General features: G+C 71.9%; 15 protein-coding genes. 7 read left to right on the plus strand and 8 right to left on the minus strand.

From position 1 onward, the window contains the following. Positions 1-23: 23 nt before the first annotated feature. On the minus strand, positions 24-1,265 hold the full coding sequence (locus CW362_RS17470; RefSeq protein WP_103550410.1) for an MFS transporter: 1,242 nt from the start codon (positions 1,263-1,265) through the stop codon (positions 24-26). Positions 1,266-1,428: 163 nt separating this feature from the next. After that, positions 1,429-2,262 carry an AraC family transcriptional regulator gene (locus CW362_RS17475; protein WP_240657841.1) on the minus strand — a complete coding sequence of 278 codons (834 nt, stop codon included), beginning with the start codon at positions 2,260-2,262 and terminating at the stop codon, positions 1,429-1,431. A gap of 67 nt (positions 2,263-2,329) precedes the next feature. On the opposite strand from CW362_RS17475, the gene CW362_RS17480 reads away from it, so the two are divergent. Further along, positions 2,330-3,322 carry a DMT family transporter gene (locus CW362_RS17480; RefSeq protein ID WP_103550411.1) on the plus strand — a complete coding sequence of 331 codons (993 nt, stop codon included), beginning with the start codon at positions 2,330-2,332 and terminating at the stop codon, positions 3,320-3,322. Positions 3,323-3,733: 411 nt separating this feature from the next. After that, positions 3,734-4,192 carry an SRPBCC family protein gene (locus tag CW362_RS17485; RefSeq protein ID WP_103550412.1) on the plus strand — a complete coding sequence of 153 codons (459 nt, stop codon included), beginning with the start codon at positions 3,734-3,736 and terminating at the stop codon, positions 4,190-4,192. A gap of 80 nt (positions 4,193-4,272) precedes the next feature. On the opposite strand, the gene CW362_RS17490 is transcribed toward CW362_RS17485, so the two are convergent. Next, entirely contained in the window at positions 4,273-4,866 is a 594-nt protein-coding gene (locus CW362_RS17490; RefSeq protein ID WP_103550413.1) for a DUF4240 domain-containing protein, read from the minus strand. 405 nt (positions 4,867-5,271) lie between these two features. After that, entirely contained in the window at positions 5,272-7,197 is a 1,926-nt protein-coding gene (locus CW362_RS17495; RefSeq protein ID WP_240657842.1) for a lamin tail domain-containing protein, read from the minus strand. Between the two features lie 378 nt (positions 7,198-7,575). Here CW362_RS17495 and CW362_RS17500 point away from each other — a divergent pair, with 378 nt between their 5' ends. Continuing rightward, positions 7,576-8,781, plus strand: coding sequence for a serpin family protein (locus tag CW362_RS17500; RefSeq protein ID WP_103550414.1), 1,206 nt, complete (start codon positions 7,576-7,578; stop codon positions 8,779-8,781). A gap of 23 nt (positions 8,782-8,804) precedes the next feature. Here the strand turns inward: CW362_RS17500 and CW362_RS17505 are convergent, their stop codons facing one another. After that, positions 8,805-9,626 carry a tetratricopeptide repeat protein gene (locus CW362_RS17505; protein ID WP_240657843.1) on the minus strand — a complete coding sequence of 274 codons (822 nt, stop codon included), beginning with the start codon at positions 9,624-9,626 and terminating at the stop codon, positions 8,805-8,807. Positions 9,627-10,073: 447 nt separating this feature from the next. Then, on the minus strand, positions 10,074-10,766 hold the full coding sequence (locus CW362_RS17510) for a GntR family transcriptional regulator (RefSeq protein ID WP_103550454.1): 693 nt from the start codon (positions 10,764-10,766) through the stop codon (positions 10,074-10,076). A gap of 150 nt (positions 10,767-10,916) precedes the next feature. Between CW362_RS17510 and CW362_RS17515 the strand changes: the two genes are divergently transcribed. Both CW362_RS17515 and CW362_RS17520 read left to right on the plus strand, forming a co-directional pair. Further along, complete coding sequence (locus CW362_RS17515; protein WP_103550415.1) at positions 10,917-11,456, plus strand: YbhB/YbcL family Raf kinase inhibitor-like protein; 540 nt, start codon at positions 10,917-10,919, stop codon at positions 11,454-11,456. A gap of 8 nt (positions 11,457-11,464) precedes the next feature. Then, positions 11,465-12,157 (plus strand): iron-dependent transcriptional repressor DtxR, encoded by a 693-nt coding sequence (locus CW362_RS17520; RefSeq protein ID WP_103550416.1) that lies wholly within the window; start codon positions 11,465-11,467, stop codon positions 12,155-12,157. Between the two features lie 175 nt (positions 12,158-12,332). Here the strand turns inward: CW362_RS17520 and CW362_RS17525 are convergent, their stop codons facing one another. Further along, the gene (locus CW362_RS17525; RefSeq protein WP_103550417.1) at positions 12,333-14,834 is read right to left on the minus strand and encodes a WD40 repeat domain-containing protein; all 2,502 of its coding nucleotides are present in this window, start codon (positions 14,832-14,834) and stop codon (positions 12,333-12,335) included. Between the two features lie 367 nt (positions 14,835-15,201). Between CW362_RS17525 and CW362_RS17530 the strand changes: the two genes are divergently transcribed. Continuing rightward, complete coding sequence (locus CW362_RS17530) at positions 15,202-15,762, plus strand: YceI family protein (RefSeq protein ID WP_103550418.1); 561 nt, start codon at positions 15,202-15,204, stop codon at positions 15,760-15,762. Here the strand turns inward: CW362_RS17530 and CW362_RS45845 are convergent. Next, entirely contained in the window at positions 15,663-16,259 is a 597-nt protein-coding gene (locus tag CW362_RS45845; RefSeq protein WP_476756083.1) for a winged helix-turn-helix domain-containing protein, read from the minus strand. The genes CW362_RS17530 and CW362_RS45845 overlap by 100 nt on opposite strands. 273 nt (positions 16,260-16,532) lie before the next feature. Between CW362_RS45845 and CW362_RS17535 the strand changes: the two genes are divergently transcribed. Next, complete coding sequence (locus CW362_RS17535; RefSeq protein WP_103550419.1) at positions 16,533-17,984, plus strand: FG-GAP and VCBS repeat-containing protein; 1,452 nt, start codon at positions 16,533-16,535, stop codon at positions 17,982-17,984. The last annotated feature ends 90 nt before the right edge of the window (positions 17,985-18,074 follow it).

Genomic DNA, 18,074 nt, shown 5'->3' on the forward strand with positions numbered 1-18,074 from the left:
TCCCCGTCCTTCCCCTCCTTCGGTCAGGCCGCTGACACGTTCTCGTTCCCGGCGGGCTCGGACGGGGTCCGCACGGCGTCCTGCCGACGCTGCGCCAGGCGGACGGCGAACGGTGCCGCCAGACCGGTCAGCGCGAACATGGCTCCCACGACGTACCACCCGGGGCGGCCCCAGGTGATGCAGAGCGCGATCAGCAGCCCCGGTCCGAAGGCCTCGGCCAGCCCCGCTCCCAGACCGAACACACCCAGGTACTGGCCGGTGGCGTGCCGCGGGGCGAAGGCGAAGGACACCTCGAAACCGGCGGCGGAGTACCACAGTTCGCCGACGGTGTGGATCACCGCCGCGACCAGGAGCAGCGTCGCGGCGGCCCACGCCGGTGTTCCGGCGGACAGCGAGATCAGCGAGCAGGAGACGAGGAAGGCCACGCCCGCCCGGCGGTAGGCGGTTCCGCCGGCCGAGGCGGAGACTATGCTGCGGCTCGCTCTCACCTGGAACGCGACGACGATGACGGTGCTGGTGAGGATCGTGCCCGAGATGAGCCAGCGCGGAGCGGCGGTGGCACCGACCAGCCAGAGCGGGATGCCGACGGTGAGGACCTTGAACTGGACGGCCATGACGCCGTCGAGGGCGGTGAGCAGCAGGTAGGGGTGGTCACGGAGGGCGATCCAGCGGGGGCCGCCGTCGGCGGGGACCGGCGCGACCGGCGGAAGCAGGGTCAGGAACACCGCGCAGACCACGAAGGCGAACGCGTTGCCCAGGACCATCAGCTGGTACGCGGTGAGGGTGCCGACCTGGACCACCCAGCCCGCCAGCACCGCGCCGAGGGAGATGCCGACGTTGGTCACCGCGCGCAGATAGGCCCGGAACTCCTGCGGCCGGTCCCCTCCGTAGTGTCTGACGAGCGGGCTGTGGGCGGCGACTCCGGCCGTCTTCGCCCCGGCGGCCGCGCAGACCGCGAGCACGAACGGCCAGAAGCTGTCCGCCAGTACGAAACCGGCCGTGGCCAGCGCCTGCACCACGAGCGTGGCCCGGTAGACGCCGCGCGCTCCGTACCGGTCCGCCAGATGACCGACCGTGACCCCCAGGGTCAGCGCGACGAGCCCGGCCGATCCGAGACCGAGTCCCACCTGGTCCGCCGGAAGGTGCACCGCCTCGGTGAAGTACAGCACTCCGGCGGTCAGATAGAGACCGGTGCCGATGGTGTGGACGAACTCCGAAGCCGCGAGGACACGCTGCGGCCGGGTATCCGGAACCAGACGGGACATGGACACGACTCCACGTGACAGAGGGGAAGCAAGGGGCCCCGCAAGTCTGTTGTGGCGTCACTCGCCCTAGCAAGAGCCTCACTTCGGCGGGACGGTGCCGGTCAGGCCGGGACGGCGGAGTACTTGCGGTCGCCTCGGCGCGGGCCCTCGGGGAACGGCGGTTTCACGGCACGGCGCGTCGGAAGGTTCCCGGAGTGATGCCGTACGTGCGCTTGAACCAGCGGTGGAAGTGCGCCTGGTCGGAGAAACCGGCGGACGCCGCGGCGTCCGCCGACGACAGGCCGCCGATCAGCAGGTGCCGTGCCCGGCGCAGCCGCAGCAGGCGTTGGTAGTCGCTCGGCGGCATACCGTACGTCTCCCGGAAGGCGCGGTACACGGCGAAGCGACTGCATCCCGCGGCTTCGGCCAGATCGGCTGCCGTGAGCGGCTCGAGGAACGCCTCGTCCAGCAGGGCACGGGCCCGGCGGGCGGTCTGACGCTGTGCCCGGCCCCGTAGCGTCCGCCGGTGCGGAGCACGGGTGGCGCCGCGTTCCGCCATCGCCAGGACGGCCGTGGTCAGGAGTTCCTCTCGTGCCAGTCGGCCGGAGCGGCCCACCAGTGCGGCGTGCAGGTCCGCCAGGGCGCCCGTGAGTACGGGATCGGTCAGGACGGGGCGCAGGAACAGCGGCATCCCGTCGGCGCGTCCGTCGGAGGCGTCGGCGAGTATCTCGCGGACGACCGAGGGACCGATGTGCACGATGCGGTACTGATAGCCCGACTCCGCCGCGGTGCGGCCGTCGTGCACCTCGTCGGGGTTGAAGGCCATGACCATGCCGGCGCCACTGGTGTGGTCCGCTCCCCGGCAGTGGAACCTCTGCGCACCGATGTCGGTGATGCCGAAGGAGTAGGTGTCATGGCTGTGACGGGGATACACGTGATCGAAGAAGTGCGCGTGCATGGCCTCCAGCGGGCGGGTGCCGTCACGCCAGTACCGCGCCCATCCGCTCCCCGTTCCCATGGGCTCATTTTGACCCGCGCACCAGCGTTCAAGCCAGGCGGGGCACCGGTCCCGCAGAGTCGTGGCCATGGAAACACGGAGATGGACGAACAGCCCGTATCTGCAACTGTCGATGACCATGGTGCTCTGGGGGAGCGCCTTCTCGAGCTCCAAAGCGGTCGTGGAACACGTTCCCCACTCCGTGGGCGCCTTCTTACGATTCGGCGGCGCCGCCGTCGCCCTGCTCCTGGCCGTCCGGCTGTTCGGCGGCCGCGGGACGCGCGTCCCGGCGCGCAGCGCACGGCGTGCGGCAGGGGCGGGCGTGCTGGGCGTCTTCGCCTACAACGGCTTCTTCTTCTGGGGCCTGTCGCTGGCCCCCTCCCTGGACGCCGGCATCCTCATCCCTGTCATGAGCCCCGTGCTCACCAGCGCGTTCCTGCTGGTGACCGGCAAGGAGCGGGCGGGATGGGCCCGGACGGCGGGCCTGGCCCTGGGGCTCCTCGGCGCGGTGGTCTTCTTCCTCGGCGCCGGGGGCGGTGCGCAGGGAGGTTCGTCCCGGCTCTGGGGTGATGCGCTGTTCCTCGTGAGCGCGGTGTGCTGGGCCTCGTACACACTGGTGGGCCCCCGTGTCCTGTCCGGAGTCGAACCGCTGCGCGCCACCACGTACGCGACCTGCGCGGGTGCCCTGCTGCTGGGTGTCCTCGCCGCACCCGACCTGGCGGAAGTCCGGTGGAGCGAGGTGCCGTCCGGTGTCTGGCTGAACTCCGTGTACCTCGCCGTGGGCGCCGCGGCCGTGGCCAACCTGTTCTACTACCGAGGGGTGGCCTCCGTGGGGCCCGCGAACGCCTCCCTCATGATGTTCAGCGTTCCTGTGGTCAACACCCTGTGCGCCACGTTCTTCCTCGGCGAGTCCTTCGGCCGGTTGCAGGGAGCGGGGGCGCTGATCCTGCTCGCGGGAGCCGCTCTCGCCGTCACCCAGGGCAGGCTGCCCGGACGCAGGGCCGCCTCCGCCCGGCCGCGGGCCTCGACGGCCGCGGCCACGGCCGGCCGGAGCGGCCCGCGGGGTGAAGCGGCGGGGTGAAGCGGCGTCCGTCCCGGAGCCTCCGAGGTCTCGAGCGCTTCCGGGGCCGCCCGCTCCACCAGGCACGGCTGGTTCCCCCGCCGGTCGTGACGCTCTCGAGTCCTGCCGGTGCCACGGTCCGGGGCACTCCCCCGGCCGACGGGGCGCTGGAGTCACCGTCACCGTCACCGTCACCGTCACCGGGATCCGGCTCACCCGTATGGATCTGCCGGACTGTGCGCGTAGTGCGTCGGCCTGACGCTGGAAGCGAACACGTGTGACCGCAGCGGGATCCCGCTGCGGTCACACGCATCCGTCGACCCAGGAGAGGCCGCGCTCGCGCGCCGGACGCCCACTGCTGCCGGGGTCCTCGTTCCGAGGGCACCCCGGCCGAAGACGTCCACGTGCCGCCTGGCCTCCAGGAGCGTGATCATGGCCCGCAACCGCCGTCTGATCCTGAGCTCGCCGTCCGAGGTCTGGCATCTGCTGTCCGATGGCCACCGTTACGGGGAGTGGGTGACAGGAACTCAGCAGGTCCTCGCCGCAGACCCGCACTGGCCGGAAGTAGGTGCCCGGCTGAAGGTCCGCGTCGGTGCCGGACCTCTGACCCTCGACGACACCTGCGTCGTCCGCGTCTGCGAGCCGCGACACCGCCTGGAACTGGAAGCGAAGGCGGATCCCTTCGGCGCCGCGCGCATCGCCATGAAGTTGATTCCCTGGGGCGAGCACACCCTCCTCACCCTCGACTGGCACCCTCTCCGAGGACCCGGCACCAGGATGCACGGGCTCCCCGTGGACTACGTCGTCGCCGTCCGCAACGGCATGATGCTGACGAAACTGGCTCGAATCGCGGTGCGCGAGCACACGCCGGGGGCGTATGCGGCACCTTAGAGATCCATGGCGGCAGCGAGAACGGGCCTCGGAGGAACCGGATCGACCGGCCCCATGTCGGCCTGTGACGAGGGCGGTTCTCACGCCCCTTCGGACAGTCCCTGGCTCGTGATGTCGCCGAGGCACAGGGCGGCGAGCCGTGGGAGGCGGCTGTGCATCTCGGCCGCGTCGTCGAAGTCGAAGTCCTCACCCATGTCGTTGCCGTCGCGTGCGGCGGGTCGGCGTGAAGCCTCGTACTCGGTCCACGCCTCGTAGAAGTCCTCTTCGTCGCCGGTGACGCGCCCGAACGCGCGGGCGGCGGCGTAGTTGGTCATCTCGTCGAACAGCGCTTCGTCGCGGTGCGCCCCGGCTGCGGCGATCACCGCCGGGTGCTCGGCGAGCCGGTCCGGAACGGCCGCCGCCTTCTCGTACCAGTCGCGGCCCTGCGCGATGAGGCCCGCGCGGAAGTCCATGAAGCTGTCGTCCGAGCAGCCTCCGCCGATCAGGTAGGCGGCCGCCCACACGTCCCACCGGTACACGGCGCCGCTCGCCTCGTCGAAGCGCTCCTGATAGCGCAGGATGTCTTCCCTGGTACGGGTGGCCAGCTCATCGGTCAGCACTTCGGCGAACGGTCTGTCCACCGTGGCGGCCGAGCGTGCGGCTTCGATCGTGGTCCAGAACTCAGTGGTGTCCATGAGGGGGCACTGTGCCACCCGGGTCTGACAACGGCGCCTGGCGTTCGCGTCCGTGCGCCGGTCCGGCCGGGCGGACCCGCGCGGCACGGACCGGCGCCTACCGCATCCGCCGTACGGCCCGGTACTGGCGTAGCAGCACTCCCAGCAGAGCCGGTTCTGCAGAGTACGAGTTCGCCTCCGCCGACGGAGACGGCCCTCGCCTCGGCCGATCGAAGACACCGTCAGGCGCCGTTCCCACGGACGAGGTTGACGATCTCCTGGACAAGTAGGAGGGCGGCGCTGTCCGGACAGGGGCGAGGCGGCGCGAGCACGACGCGCGGGCGGCGTGGAGCTCCTGGCGGGCAGCGGTGGTCTTGGCCATGACCCCGTCCGCCAGGAGCTCCGTCGCCGTGCGGTCCGCGGGACTCAGCAGGGGAAGGTGCCGCTGTAGAGGGCGTGTCCGTAGGAGGAACTTCCGGAGCCGAAGCCGTAGACGCCGTCGTCGGACCAGACCGCTTCGCGGGAGCCTCCGACGCACGTCGAGGTCGGCGCGATCGCGAAGCCCTCCAGGTTGTCGGCCGGCATGACGGACGGGTTCGTGTAGGTCACGTCCGGGACGATCGCACCGCTCGCGTCGACCTTCATGAAGGTGTGCGTCTCACCGCAGGTGTTGTCGCAGGTCGCGATGATGCGCTGGGTTCCGGCGTCGTACGTCACGTCCATCACCGAGGACTTGCCGGTCGCGATGGTGCCGAACGTGGTGAACGTGCCGTTGGAGTTGAGGCCGTAGACGTGCAGCGAGCCGTCCCACTCCAGGCCGGCGAAGAACAGGCCCGATCCGTGCAGCGGGTAGTTCGCCGGGTTGTACGCGGCGCCGGTGAGCGGGTCGACCCAGCCGCTCGCGGTCAGCCAGCTGTCCGGGACGTAACCGACCCCCTCGAAGCCCAGGTTGGCATCGTCCTTGCTGCCGGTGTTCAGCTGCGGGAACTGCGAGGTCATGTCCCACTGGTGGACCGGTGTCAGCGTGGAGCCGGTGGCCGCCGGATCGAACTCCATGATCGTGTCCTTGGGCACCGTGTTGTCGGTGTTGTCGCGCTCGGACGTCACGTAGATGTGGCCGTTGCCGCCGACCGTCAGTCCCTCGGAGTCCGGCTGGCCCGAACCGCCCAGGAAGCGGAGCTGCTTGCCGGTCGCGCTCCACGAACTGTCCGGGACCCAGAGCCCGTTGCTCTTGACCAGCTTGTAAAGCCAGTTCTTGTTCTTGGCCGCCCACAGCACCGACGGGTTCGACGGGTCGAAGGCCAGGCCGCTCACGTCACGGCCCTCGGGACCGGTCGACGTGGTGAACGCGCAGACGTTGTCGGCGATGGTGACGTCGAGCCCGCCCGGCCACGCCAGGGTGCCCGACGGAGCGGAACCCGTACCGCTGGGCGCCTCGGGGGTGCAGCCGCTGGTGAGCGAGCCGCCGCCGCCCAGCAGTTGGCCGGTCTGTGTGCCACCGCCGCCACCGCCACTGCCGGAGCAGGAGTTGGCGCTGCCGAGGGTCGCGGTCGCGGAGGTCCGGAACCAGCCGGTGCCGTCCGCGCAGCGTTCGGCCGACGGCTTGGCGCCGTCGGTCGCCCACGTCACCGAGTCGACGGTGTTGCCGCTGCCGTCGAGGAGGAGGACGGAGTCGTTGTCGCCCAGGCCGAGGGTGGAGTTGAACGTGACGCGGCCGCCCGCGGGAATGCTGGTCGCGCTCGGCGAGGAGGACGAGACGGTGACCGCGGAGTGGGTGGTGTCGTTGTCCACGTACTTCCACGAAGCGAGGCTGACCGCGCTCGAGCCGCCGTTGTACAGCTCGACGGTGTCCGCGCCGTCGGAGGTGACCTCGTTGATCCGTACCTTGCTCGCCGCGGGGACCGACGACGGGCAGCCGGAGGCGTTCGCGGTACCGAACGTGGCCGCCGTGGTCGTGGTCACCCACGCGCCGGTGCCGTCGCCGCCGCAGCGCGCCATCGCCGGCTTCGCCTTGTCGGTGGCCCACTCGACGCGGTCGACCACCGTGCCGTCGGAGGTGTAGATCACCAGTTTGTCCGAGTCGCCCAGCCCCTTGGGCGAGTTGAAGGTGACGAAGCCGCCCGCCGCGATCGTGGTGGACGACGGGCTGAACGACTGCGGGGAGAAGCTGTCGTCGGACATCTTCCAGCCGCTGATGCTCACCGCGGCGGAGCCGGCGTTGTACAGCTCCACCGTGTCGTTGCCCGACGAGGTGACTTCGTTGATCCGGACGTTCTGGTAGCCGGCCGGGGCTGCGGCAGCCGCGGGCGGCGCGGCGACCAGCCCGGTGAGGAGCAGACTTGAGACCGTCAAGGCCCCGGCGCATACCGGGGCGACGCGCGTACGCGAGTGAGAGAAAGGCACGAGGCCGAACTGTGCTGTGCCAGCCTTGACGCAGTGTGCACTCCAGCTGAACGCCACCCCCTGGCCGAAAGAACCCCATGTGCACATCACCGCCGGACGCCGTCCGACTCGATGGGCTTCCCTCGACCTCCGGCATCACGGAGACCGTGGGCCGGTGCCCGCGAAACGGGTCGGCGCCCGTCCCGGTGGCTCTCGCCCGGCGGCTCTCGCCCGGTCGGTAGCTGTCCGACCGGGGTTCCCTCCGTGGCCGCGACATTCAATTCGCTCGCCGGTCGGCACCTCCGGGTTCTACTCTCGCGGGGATCCAGGAGCGATGAGGGGGCGGCCATGACCAGTCACGACGCAGTCAAAGCCATCAACGGACTGACCACGCGTTGGGCCGCGACCCTGCCCCACGACGGCACGGTACTGGCCGCGGCCGGGGTGTGGCCGTTGCTCGGCCTCCTCGCCGACGGTGCCGTGGGTCCCGCCCGGCAGGAACTCTCGGATGCGCTCGGCATCCCGGCGGACCGCGCCGCGACGGCCGCCCGGGACCTGCTCTCCGCACTGGGGGCGACGCGTGGCCTGGGCGCGGCCCTGGGGCTGTGGACCCGCGACGCCCTGCCCGTCGAACCGGCCTGGCTGGACCGGCTGCCCGCCGACGTGCACGGGCGGCTCACCGGCGACCCCGTCAGCGACCAGTCGCGGCTCGACGCATGGGCGGCCAAGTGCACCCAAGGACAGGTCGACACGATGCCCGTCACCGTGACCGACGAGACCCTGCTGGTGCTGGCCAGCGCCCTGACCCTCCGTACCGACTGGATCCGGCCCTTCGCTCAAGACAGTCTGGAAGCCGAAACGGGGCCCTGGCGCGGCAAGGACCTGGCCGGCCTGCACCGGACCACCCGTCTCCTGAACCGGGTCGGCGTCGTGGAGACGGCGGCCGGTCCCCTCACCGAACTCCAGGTCATCGGCACCCATGGCATCGACGTCCACCTGTACCTGGGAACACCTGAGGCGACCGCGGGCCAGGTACTGACCGCCGCCGTGGGCGCACTGCACGACCGCCGGGCGGTGGTCTCCGGCGATCACCTCGCATACGGCACCCCGGGCCCCGGGCTGTCCGTGGCTCGCGTCCCCAGCCTCGACGGCGAACCCGCGCTCCACGTGTCCACCGTGCCGTTCACCGTCGAGGCCCACCACGACCTGCTCGACCACCCCGACCTGTTCGGCCTGCGCACGGCGACGGACACCTCGCGAGGCCACTTCCCCGGCATCAGCGCCGAGCCGCTTGCCGTCCAGGCCGCCGCGCAGTCGATGACGGCCACGTTCGGCGCGCACGGCTTCCGCTCCGCGGCCGTCACCGCCTTCGGCATGGCGGCCGGCGGCCCCCCGCGTTACCCCTTCCGGGCCCGCGAGATCAGGGTCCGCTTCGACCGACCCTTCGGGTTCCTCGCCCTGCACCGCACCTCCCGGCTCGTCCTCAACGCGGGCTGGGTCACCGACCCCGACCCCTTCGATGAATCCTTCTGGGACGACGAGGACGACGAGTGAGCGCGAGAAGCGGGGGCGCGGAGTCAGTCGGCCGAGGGAAGCATCGGGTCGGTGCGTGTGCTTCTCCATTGGCCGAGCAGGCGGCGGGTGGAGGCGGTCGTCGGGTTGTCGGTGCCGAGCGCGCGGTCCATGGCGTCGAGGACGGCGGTCAGTTCGTCGACCGCGGCGGCCTTGTCCGCGGGCGTGGCGCCGGAGCGTTCGTGGCGCAGGATCGTCAGGGAACTGCGCGCGACGAGGGTGATGTCGCTGTCGGGGCCGACATTCTCGGTCGCCGTGGTGATGACGTCACCGAAGGCCGTCTCGGCCTCGCCGGTGCGGCCGTCCTGGGAGAGCCACTCGGCACGGCAGTAGCGAGCGGCCAGTGTGTCGGGGTGTCCGGGGCCGAGGACCCGGGTGAGGTCCTCGATCAGGTCCGCCACGGCAGCGAGGCGGTCCGGCAGGCCACCGTGCTCACCTCGTATCTGGAGGTTCAGACTGCGGGCGGAGAGGGTGTCGGGGTGATCGGGCCCGAGGACGCGGGCGAGGTCCGGCAGCACACGCTCCAGCCGGTGCACCGCCAGGCCCGCCTGCCCCTGCTGCAGTGCCATCGCCGCGGTCATCGCCCGGGCGCGCAGCACTTCGGGGTGATCCCCACCGAGCCGCCACTGTGCCACGGCGATCGGGAAAGGAACCTCACGGTGCGCGATACGCACGAGTGTGATGACCGCGCCGACGGTCACGCAGAGCTGTAACCAGAGCAGCGTGCCGATCGGCACGAACAGTGTGCTCACCGCGGAGAGCACGAGGCCGCCCAGGGGCCAACGCCATGCCTCGGACAGTCGTCGCACACGCTTCACACGCCCCATGCGGACATCATGGCGTCCCCGACGATCAAAAAGGAAGACCCGAAGTCCCCTTCCCCTGGCTCCCGTTGGGCAGGAACACGGCGGATGCGCGCCGATCGGCCGAGGGCACGACCGCCCGGTTCGCCAGGATCCGCACCAGGGCACCGAGGAGAGTACGGGCGTCATGAGGGGCACCGCGGCGGCCCCGTGGCGCCGCCGTCCTTCCGGTCGGCTCCGACTCCGGTTCCGGGCATCGGAAAAGACCCTGTCCCGGACATCCGGGACAGGGTCTTCGTGGAGCGCCGGGCAGGCCTTGCACCTGCATTTCCCCGCAGGAAGCGGGGCGTCTTTCCTTGGACCACCAACGCATCGCCGACCGGCGTGATGTCCGCCGTTCAGCTCGAGATGAATAGTAGCAGTGCGCACGCCGGGCTCCAGACCTGCGGAAACACGGGGCAGGGGCAGGAGTCAGAGGCCTTCGTGGGCGCATTCGCCCAGTCCGGCCACGGTCAGGGTGAGGTGCCGGGTCAGTACCTCGGCCGCGGTGTCGGCGTCGCGGGCGAGCGCCGCCTCCTCCAGTCGGCGGTGCTCGCCGACGTGGTCCCGGCCGGGGTGACGGCTCGCCGACCAGCGGCGAGCCAGCTCGCTCGCGGTCCACGTCCGATCGAAGGTCTCCAGCAGGACGCGGTTGCCGCAGCCTTCCAGCAGGGTGCGGTGGAAGACCCGGTGGGCTTCGGACCACGCGTCGCTGTAGTGCTCGCCTTCTTCCGGCACGTACACCGGAGTGCGGGCCAGGCGGTGGTGGGCGGCTCGCACGCGGGCTTCCCAGTCGACGTCGCCGCGCTCGACGGACATGCGCAGCACGACCGGTTCGATGGTCCGGCGGGCCTCCGCGATGTCCTGCCAGCGGCGGTCGGAGACGGCCGGGACGGCGAAGCCGCGGTTGGGCAGCCGGTCGGCGAGGCCCTCGCCGACCAGCCGCACGAGCGCCTCGCGCACGACGGCCAGGCTCACGCCCTGCTCCTTGGCGAGGTCCTGCGGTTTGAGGGCGTCACCGGGGGCGTGGCGCCCGCCCATGATCGCGTCCCGTAGGTGTGCGTAGACCTGCTCGGAGAGCATCTGCTTCGCCGGCGAGGTCGAGGTGGGGGCCGTCCGAGTCACAGCCATCAGCATAGACGATCCCGCGAATAATCGATTATTGTTGCTATAGTCGATTTCATGGTCGGTGAAGGGCGACGGCGATGCCTCCGCACGCCCTCCCGTCGGCCACGTCACCGCAACTCCGCAGCACGGCCCGAGAGGAACAACGCGATGAGCGCCAACGACCCCTTCGCCCGTCTCCCCGAGGCGGCCTCCTTCACCGTCACCAGCACCACCGTCACCGACGGTGCCGCTTTGCCGCCCGAGCAGTTCTCCGGCATCTTCGGCGTCCCCGGCGGTAAGGACGTCTCCCCGCAGCTGTCCTGGAGCGGCGCCCCGGAAGGCACCAAGAGCTACGCCGTCACCGTCTACGACCCCGACGCCCCCACCGGGTCCGGGTTCTGGCACTGGGCGGTCGCCGACATCCCCGCCACCGTCACCGAGCTGCCCGAGGGCGCCGGCGACGACACCGGCTCGGGCCTGCCCGCGGGCGCCTTCCAACTGCCCAACGACGCCCGCGCCGCCCGCTTCGTCGGCGCCGCCCCGCCGGCCGGACACGGCTCGCACCGCTACTTCATCGTGGTGCACGCCCTCGGCGTCGAGTCCACAGGCGTCGCGGCCGACGCCACCCCGGCCGTCCTCGGCTTCACCATGGCCGGCCACGTCCTCGGCCGCGCGGTCCTGACCGCCACCGCCGAAACCCCTGCCTGACGAACCGCATGTCCCAACTCACCGACACCACGAGGACGTATCTCCACACCATCCTGGAACTCGAGGACGAGGGCTCGGTCCCTCTGCGCGCCCGCATCGCCGAGCGCCTGAACCGGAGCGGCCCCACCGTCAGCCAGACCGTCACCCGCATGGAGCGCGCCGGTCTGCTGCGCGTCGCCGACGACCGGCACCTGGAGCTGACGGAGACGGGCCGACTGGCCGCCACACGCGTGATGCGCAAGCACCGGCTCGCGGAGTGCCTGCTCGTCGACGTGATCGGACTGGCGCGGGAGCAGGCCCACGCCGAAGCCCGCCGCTGGCGGCACGTGATGAGTGAGGCCGTCGAACGCCGCGTCCTGGAACTGCTGCGGCACCCGACGCGGTCGCCCTACGGGGCCCCGATCCCGGGCCTGGAGGAACTCGGCCGGCCGGACACCGCGGATCCGTTCCCCGACGAGAACACGGTCGGCCCCAGCGACTCGGAGCCCGGTCCGAACGGCGCGAGCGTGGTCGTACGGCGCATCGCGGAGCCGATCCGGACCGATCTCCGGCTGATGCACGCCCTGCGGCACGCCGGGGCGCGGCCCGGCACGACCGTGACGGTGCTGTCGTCGCCGCGCGGCGTGACGGTCGGAAACGGCGGGGAGGCCGCCGAACTCACCGTGCGGACCGCCGCGCACGTCTTCGTGGCCGAGCACTGAGTCCGGCTCGGGCGCCGCCCCGTCGCCACGGTGCGTGCGGGCCCGAGTGCGGCCCCCGACCACACCCCTGGTCGCGGGCCGCACTCGTGGCGGCGCCCCGCGATGTCACCGGGAGCGTCCGACCGTGCCGGCGTCGGGGCCGGAGGTGTGCGGCGGGCCGATCCGGTCGCGCGCGTCAGCGATCGCGGTCGAGCACGACCACGTCGTCGCCCATGCCGATGACGAGGGCCTGACCGGCGGCGGTCACGCACTGGGCCCGCGCCGGCAGCGCGACCTTCTCCCGGAGCCGGGCCGGAGCGAGGTCCCAGACGTGGACCGCGCCGCTGCCGTCCGAGGTGATGGCGTCCGTACGGTCGTTCCACGTGGCGCAGGCCACCGCGAGAACTCCTGACGGGTGTCCCTGAAGGGTGGACCGCAGGGTGCCGTCCGTCAGATCCCACACCTGTACCGCGGTGTCGCTCCCGCCCGCGGTCAGCGCGTGCGGACGGCCGTCCAGGACGGTGCCGGCGAGTGCCCGTACCCAGTGGTGCCCCGTGTGGACGGTGGCGGTGACGCGTCGGCCCTTCCCCGTGAGCCTCCACAGCCGCAGTGCGGCGTCGTCGCTGCCCGTGAGGAGGTGGGGGCGGCCGTCGACGCTGACGGACTCCATGGCCCGTACCGCCGACCGGGTGCGGTCGGTGAGGAGCGGGCGCTCCACGTCCTCGTCCGGATCCCACACGCGTACGGTGCGGTCCTGGTCGGAGGTGACCACGTGGGGACGGCCCTTGACGTCCGCCCACGCCACGGTCTCCACCCGGTGGTCGGGGCCGGGAAGGTCCCGCAGTCCGGTTCCCGCGGCGAGGTCCCAGACCCGGGCGGCACCGCAGCAGCCTCCGACGGCGGCGTAAGGGCCGCCGTCGACCGTCGTGCACGCCAGCGCCTCCACACGGTGCCCGTGGGACAGGGTGTGCCGTTCCGCCCCGTCGGCCAGGTCCCAGACCCGTACCGTGGTGTCGCCTCCGGTGACGGCGTGCGGACGTCCGTCGATGTCCACGGTGCCCACGGCCCGCACGGTCCCGGTGTGGCCCCCTCGCACCGCGAACGGGACGGCGTCGCCCAGGTCCCACACGCGCGGGCTCGCGGAATGGCCGCCGCTCACGGCGTACGGCCGCCCGTCGACCTCCGTGCAGGCCAGCACGTCCACATGACCTTGGTGTCCGGTCAGGACGGCGCGCTCCGCGTCCTCGGTCAGGTCCCACACGCGAACCGTGCAGTCGGCGCCGGCGGTCAGCACGTGGGGGCGCCCGTCGAGGTCGACGCAGCTCACGACGGATGTCCACGAGGTGTTCCCGCCCAGCGCGGCACGCTCCGAGCCGTCGGTCAGGCACCAGACCCGCACCGCGCACTCCCCGCCGCCGCCGGTGACGGCGTGAGGGACGCCGTCGATCACCGTGCAGGCCACCGAGTAGACGGCGGACGTGTGACCGGTGAGCACGGCCCGCTCGACGCCGTCCTCCAGGTCCCACACCCTCACCGTGTCGTCACAGCCCCCGGTCACGGCCACGGGGCGGCCGGCGACCTCGGCGAACGCCACCGCCCGTACCTCGTCGGTGTGGCCGGGCATCCGCGCACGTTCCGACCCGTCGACCAGGTCCCACAGCCGGACCAGGCGGTCCTCCCCCGCGGTGACCGCGTGCGGCCGGCCGTCGATCACCGTGCAGCCCACCGCGCGTATCCAGCCCTTGTGGCCTTCGAGGGTGAACCGCTCGGCCCCGGTGTCCAGATCCCACACCCGTACACCGCCGGAGCAGGTTCCGGTGACGACATGGGGACGCCCGTCGATCTCGGCGCAGTCCAGTGCGTAGACCCCGTCGTCCTCGGTGATGACGAGGCGTTCGGTACCGTCCACCAGGTCCCACACGCGAACGCTCGAGTCGTAGCAGCCGGTCACCGCGTGCGGGCGCCCGTCGATGACGGTGCACGCGGCGGCGTCCACGCCGAGTCCCGTCCGGGTGAAGCGCAGCGCGGGATGGATCATCGTGCCGGTCGCCCAGCGCGGCCGCCACGGGCGGCCGCGGGACAGCTCCCGGGCCAGGCCGGTCTCACCGTGGCGCGCGGCGTCGATGGCGAGGACGTCCCGTCTTTCGGACAGGCTCGCGGTGGCGTGGACGTGGACGGATGCCCGGTAGACGCTGCGCCGCACCCGCCCTTCGGTGGAGCCAGGGATGTTGAGCGCGCGGAGCAGGCCCCGCGGGGTCGCGTGCACCAGGTACTCGGCGTCCTCCAGCACCTCGTCCAGGACACCGGCCGCGGCGGCGTGGGCGGCGAGATGGTCGACGATGTACGGCGCGGCGGCCGGCCAGTCGCGGTGCCCGCCGTCCCCGTCACGGGGGACCTCAACCAGCAGGGCGTTCGTGATGGCCTGTTGCGCCTGCCGCTCGTCCGACCGGTCTCCCCCGGCACGCAGCCGGTAGGCCGCACCTTCCGGTGTCCGCGTCTCGGCCAGGAGTTCACCCGCCCGGTCCCGGAACGCGCTCACGTCCTGAGCCGTCCACGGGTGACCCGACAGGGCGCGTGCCAGGACCGCCCACAGGGCGAGGGGCAGCCCCGCGCCTTCGGCGAACGCCAACGGCCGCAGCAGCGCGGCTTCGTCATCGGAGTCCGGCGTCATCCCGCCGCCCCCGTCACCGCTCGTCATCGCCGCACTCCCCTCGCTGCCCGTTCACGACTCCGTCCCTCCCCCGCGGCGGGTCGGTCGGGTCACCGGCCCGGCCACGGATGCTACAGACAGCCACTGACAGCGACGGCCGGACGTTGTACGGCCCTGTGGTTCCGACGGACCGGGCCCCGGGTCCGCGGGCGTGCTCGAGGCCCGGTCCGTCGGAGGACCTGCGGTCACGCCAGGCCCGGCGGGACGGGGTTCACCCGGAAGGCGGCAGGTTCCCGGGGGTTTCCGGCCGGGAGACCACGTCGTGCCGTACCGGCGGGCGCGTCCGCGGCATGACCGTTACGTTTTGCATGTCCGCCATGCACCTTTCCGGCGTGCCGACCCGAGGAGTCCCGCGATGACCGCGTTCCCGACCGACCTGTCCCCGTTGACCGGCCGCTACACCATCGACGCCGCGCACAGCCGTATCGGCTTCGTGGCCCGGCACGCGATGGTCACCAAGGTCCGGGGCGCGTTCACCGAGTTCGAGGGCGACGCGTCCTTCGACGGCGCCGACCCGTCCCGGTCGGGAGGCACGGTGACCATCCAGGCCCACAGCGTGGACACCCGCAACGCGGATCGCGACAAGCACCTGCGCAGCAACGACTTCCTCAACATGGACGAGTACCCGCAGATCACGTTCGTCTCGACGGCTGTCCACCGCAGCGGCGACAGCAGTTTCGACGTCACCGGAGATCTGACCATCAAGGGCGTCACCAAGTCGGTGACCATCCCCTTCACCTACGAGGGCACCGCCACCGACCCGTTCGGCAACATCCGCGTCGGCCTGGAAGGCTCGCTCACCATCAACCGCAAGGACTACGGCGTCATCTGGAACGCCGCGCTGGAGACCGGCGGTGTCCTGGTGAGCGAGAAGATCCAGCTCGAGTTCGAGATCTCGGCGATCAAGGAGGCCTGAACGGCCGGAGTCCTGCCGTGCGGCCCATGTACGGCGTGGTTCGCAACCCGCTCCCGGCCGTTCGGACCTGCCCGGTCACGGCGGCTGCGGGCCGGAAGCCCTTGACGAGCATGTAGGTGCCGACGGCGGGTCACCAGGCGATCCGGCTCAGCCCGGCGTGCGCGTCCGCCGTGCCCCGCAAGGTGTACGGCTCCTCGGCGGCCGGCCGCAGCGCGCTCGCGGGTGCGCCGCGCGTCGGCCGGACGGCCCCGGGCGATGCGGTCGGCCCGTGTGATCGAGCAGCCCAGGACGTCCGCGAAGAGATGGTGACAGCGGTACCAGCGGCGCCTGCCGTCGAGCCGGACGACGAACAGGTCGGCCCGGTCGAGGACTTCGAGCACGACCCTGCCGTCCCGGCGTCCGGCGGCGGCGTCGAGGTGGGCGGCGACTTCGTCGAAGGAGAACCACGCCGCACTCCACCCGTCGGCGGTCACGCCCTGCGGCCACTCGGCCACCACCGTCGTCCTGCCGGAGCCGGCCGGGGCGGATCCGAGGCCGGTACGGCTCGGTCTCGATCAGGGGGCTTGCCGTACGAGGTCCCCTCCCCCGCATGCGCGCCGGTGCACACGAACGTACGGCATCCCGCATCGGCGGTCCGCGGGCACGTCCGCTTCGCCGTCCCCGTCGATGATCGTCCCCGCCGTACAACCATCCGGCCGCCGGCGATGTCGTAGAGCGCGGTCGATCGAGTTCACAGGTCGATCACAGCACGTTCTCGACAACGGAGACCCATGCACGCCAGACATACCGCCCTCGCTGTCGCCGTGGCCCTCGCGGCCGTGGTCGGCACACCGGTCCTCATCGCACCCGCGGCATCGGCGGCCCCCGCCGAACTGTCCGACGACTTCAACGGCGACGGCTACCGCGACCTCGTCATGCTGGGCGGCTCGCACGGCAAGGACGGCCGCGTCACCGTCGTCTACGGCACGTCGTCCGGTCCCGGCACCCGCGTCCAGGTCATCCACCAGGATTCTCCGGGCATCCCGGGCGCGGTGGAGGCCGACGACGAGTGGGGAGCCGCCGCCACCACGGCCGACCTCGACCGCGACGGCTACGCCGACCTGGTCGTCTCCTCGCCGGGCGAGGACGTCGGCGACGTGCAGATGCGCGGCGGGCTGACCGTCGTGTGGGGCGGCGCGAAGGGCCTCGGCTCGGGGACGGTCTTCAACTCGCCGGTTCCCCAGGAGTACGAGGGCTCGGGCGACGCGTTCGGCGAGGACGTGGTGTCCGGCGACTTCGACGGGGACGGGGACCAGGACCTGGCCGTCACCAGCAACAGCCGGGCGGGCGTGGTCCTCCTGAAGGGCCCCTTCACCCGTACCGGCGGCAGGAGCGGCTGGAGCTCCCTGGGCGGCTCCTACGGCTACCTGTGGGCCCCCAACCTGGTGGCCGGCCGGGTCACCGCCGACTCCGCCACCGACCTGTACATCCTCGGCGCCGACCTCCAGCGCAACACCGACGGCGACCTGCGGGCCTACTTCCACCGCGGCGGCAGCACCTTCACCCAGCGCGCGGGCGAGGTGCGGGTGCCCGACGACCACGGCCACCAGGGCGGTGACATCCTCTCCGTCGGCGACTTCGACAAGGACGGCCACGGCGACCTCGCCATCGGCCGCGGCTACGAGACGACCGAGAACGAGCGCGGTTACGTCACCGTCCAGTACGGCGGCCCGAACGGTCCCGACACCGCCCGCAAGCCGGTCAAGTTCACCCAGGACACCGCCGGTGTGCCCGGCTCCTCCGAGAACGAGGACTACTTCGGCTCCGCCGTCGCCGCCGGTGACATCAACGGCGACGGCTACGCGGACCTCGCCGTCGGCGCCCGGGGCGAGGACCTCGGCACCAAGCGCGACGCCGGCTCGGTCACCGTCCTCTTCGGCCGCGCGGGCGGTCTGTCCGGCACCGGCGCCAAGTCCTACACCCAGGACACCTCCGGCATCACCGGCACCGCCGAGACCGAGGACCAGTTCGGCTCCCACCTCAAGCTCACCGACTACACCCGCGACGGCCGCGCCGACCTGGTGATCGACGTCAACGAGCAGCTCGGGTACGAGGACCGCTGGGGCCTCGTCCACCTGCTGAAGGGCTCCGCCTCGGGCGTCACGACGTCGGGCTCGAAGTCGTACTCGGTGACATCACTGAAGCTGTCGTACGCACGACTGGGCGGCCCGTTCGCCCGCTGACCCCCCTTGCGCGCCGCGGGCACCGGCCAGTGCCGGCCGGCGGCCGAAGAGCGCCTCCGCCCCCGCCCGTCGGCACCGAGCCGACGGGCG

Origin of the sequence: Streptomyces populi (assembly GCF_002911015.1) — a bacterium.
Taxonomy (GTDB): domain Bacteria; phylum Actinomycetota; class Actinomycetes; order Streptomycetales; family Streptomycetaceae; genus Streptomyces; species Streptomyces populi.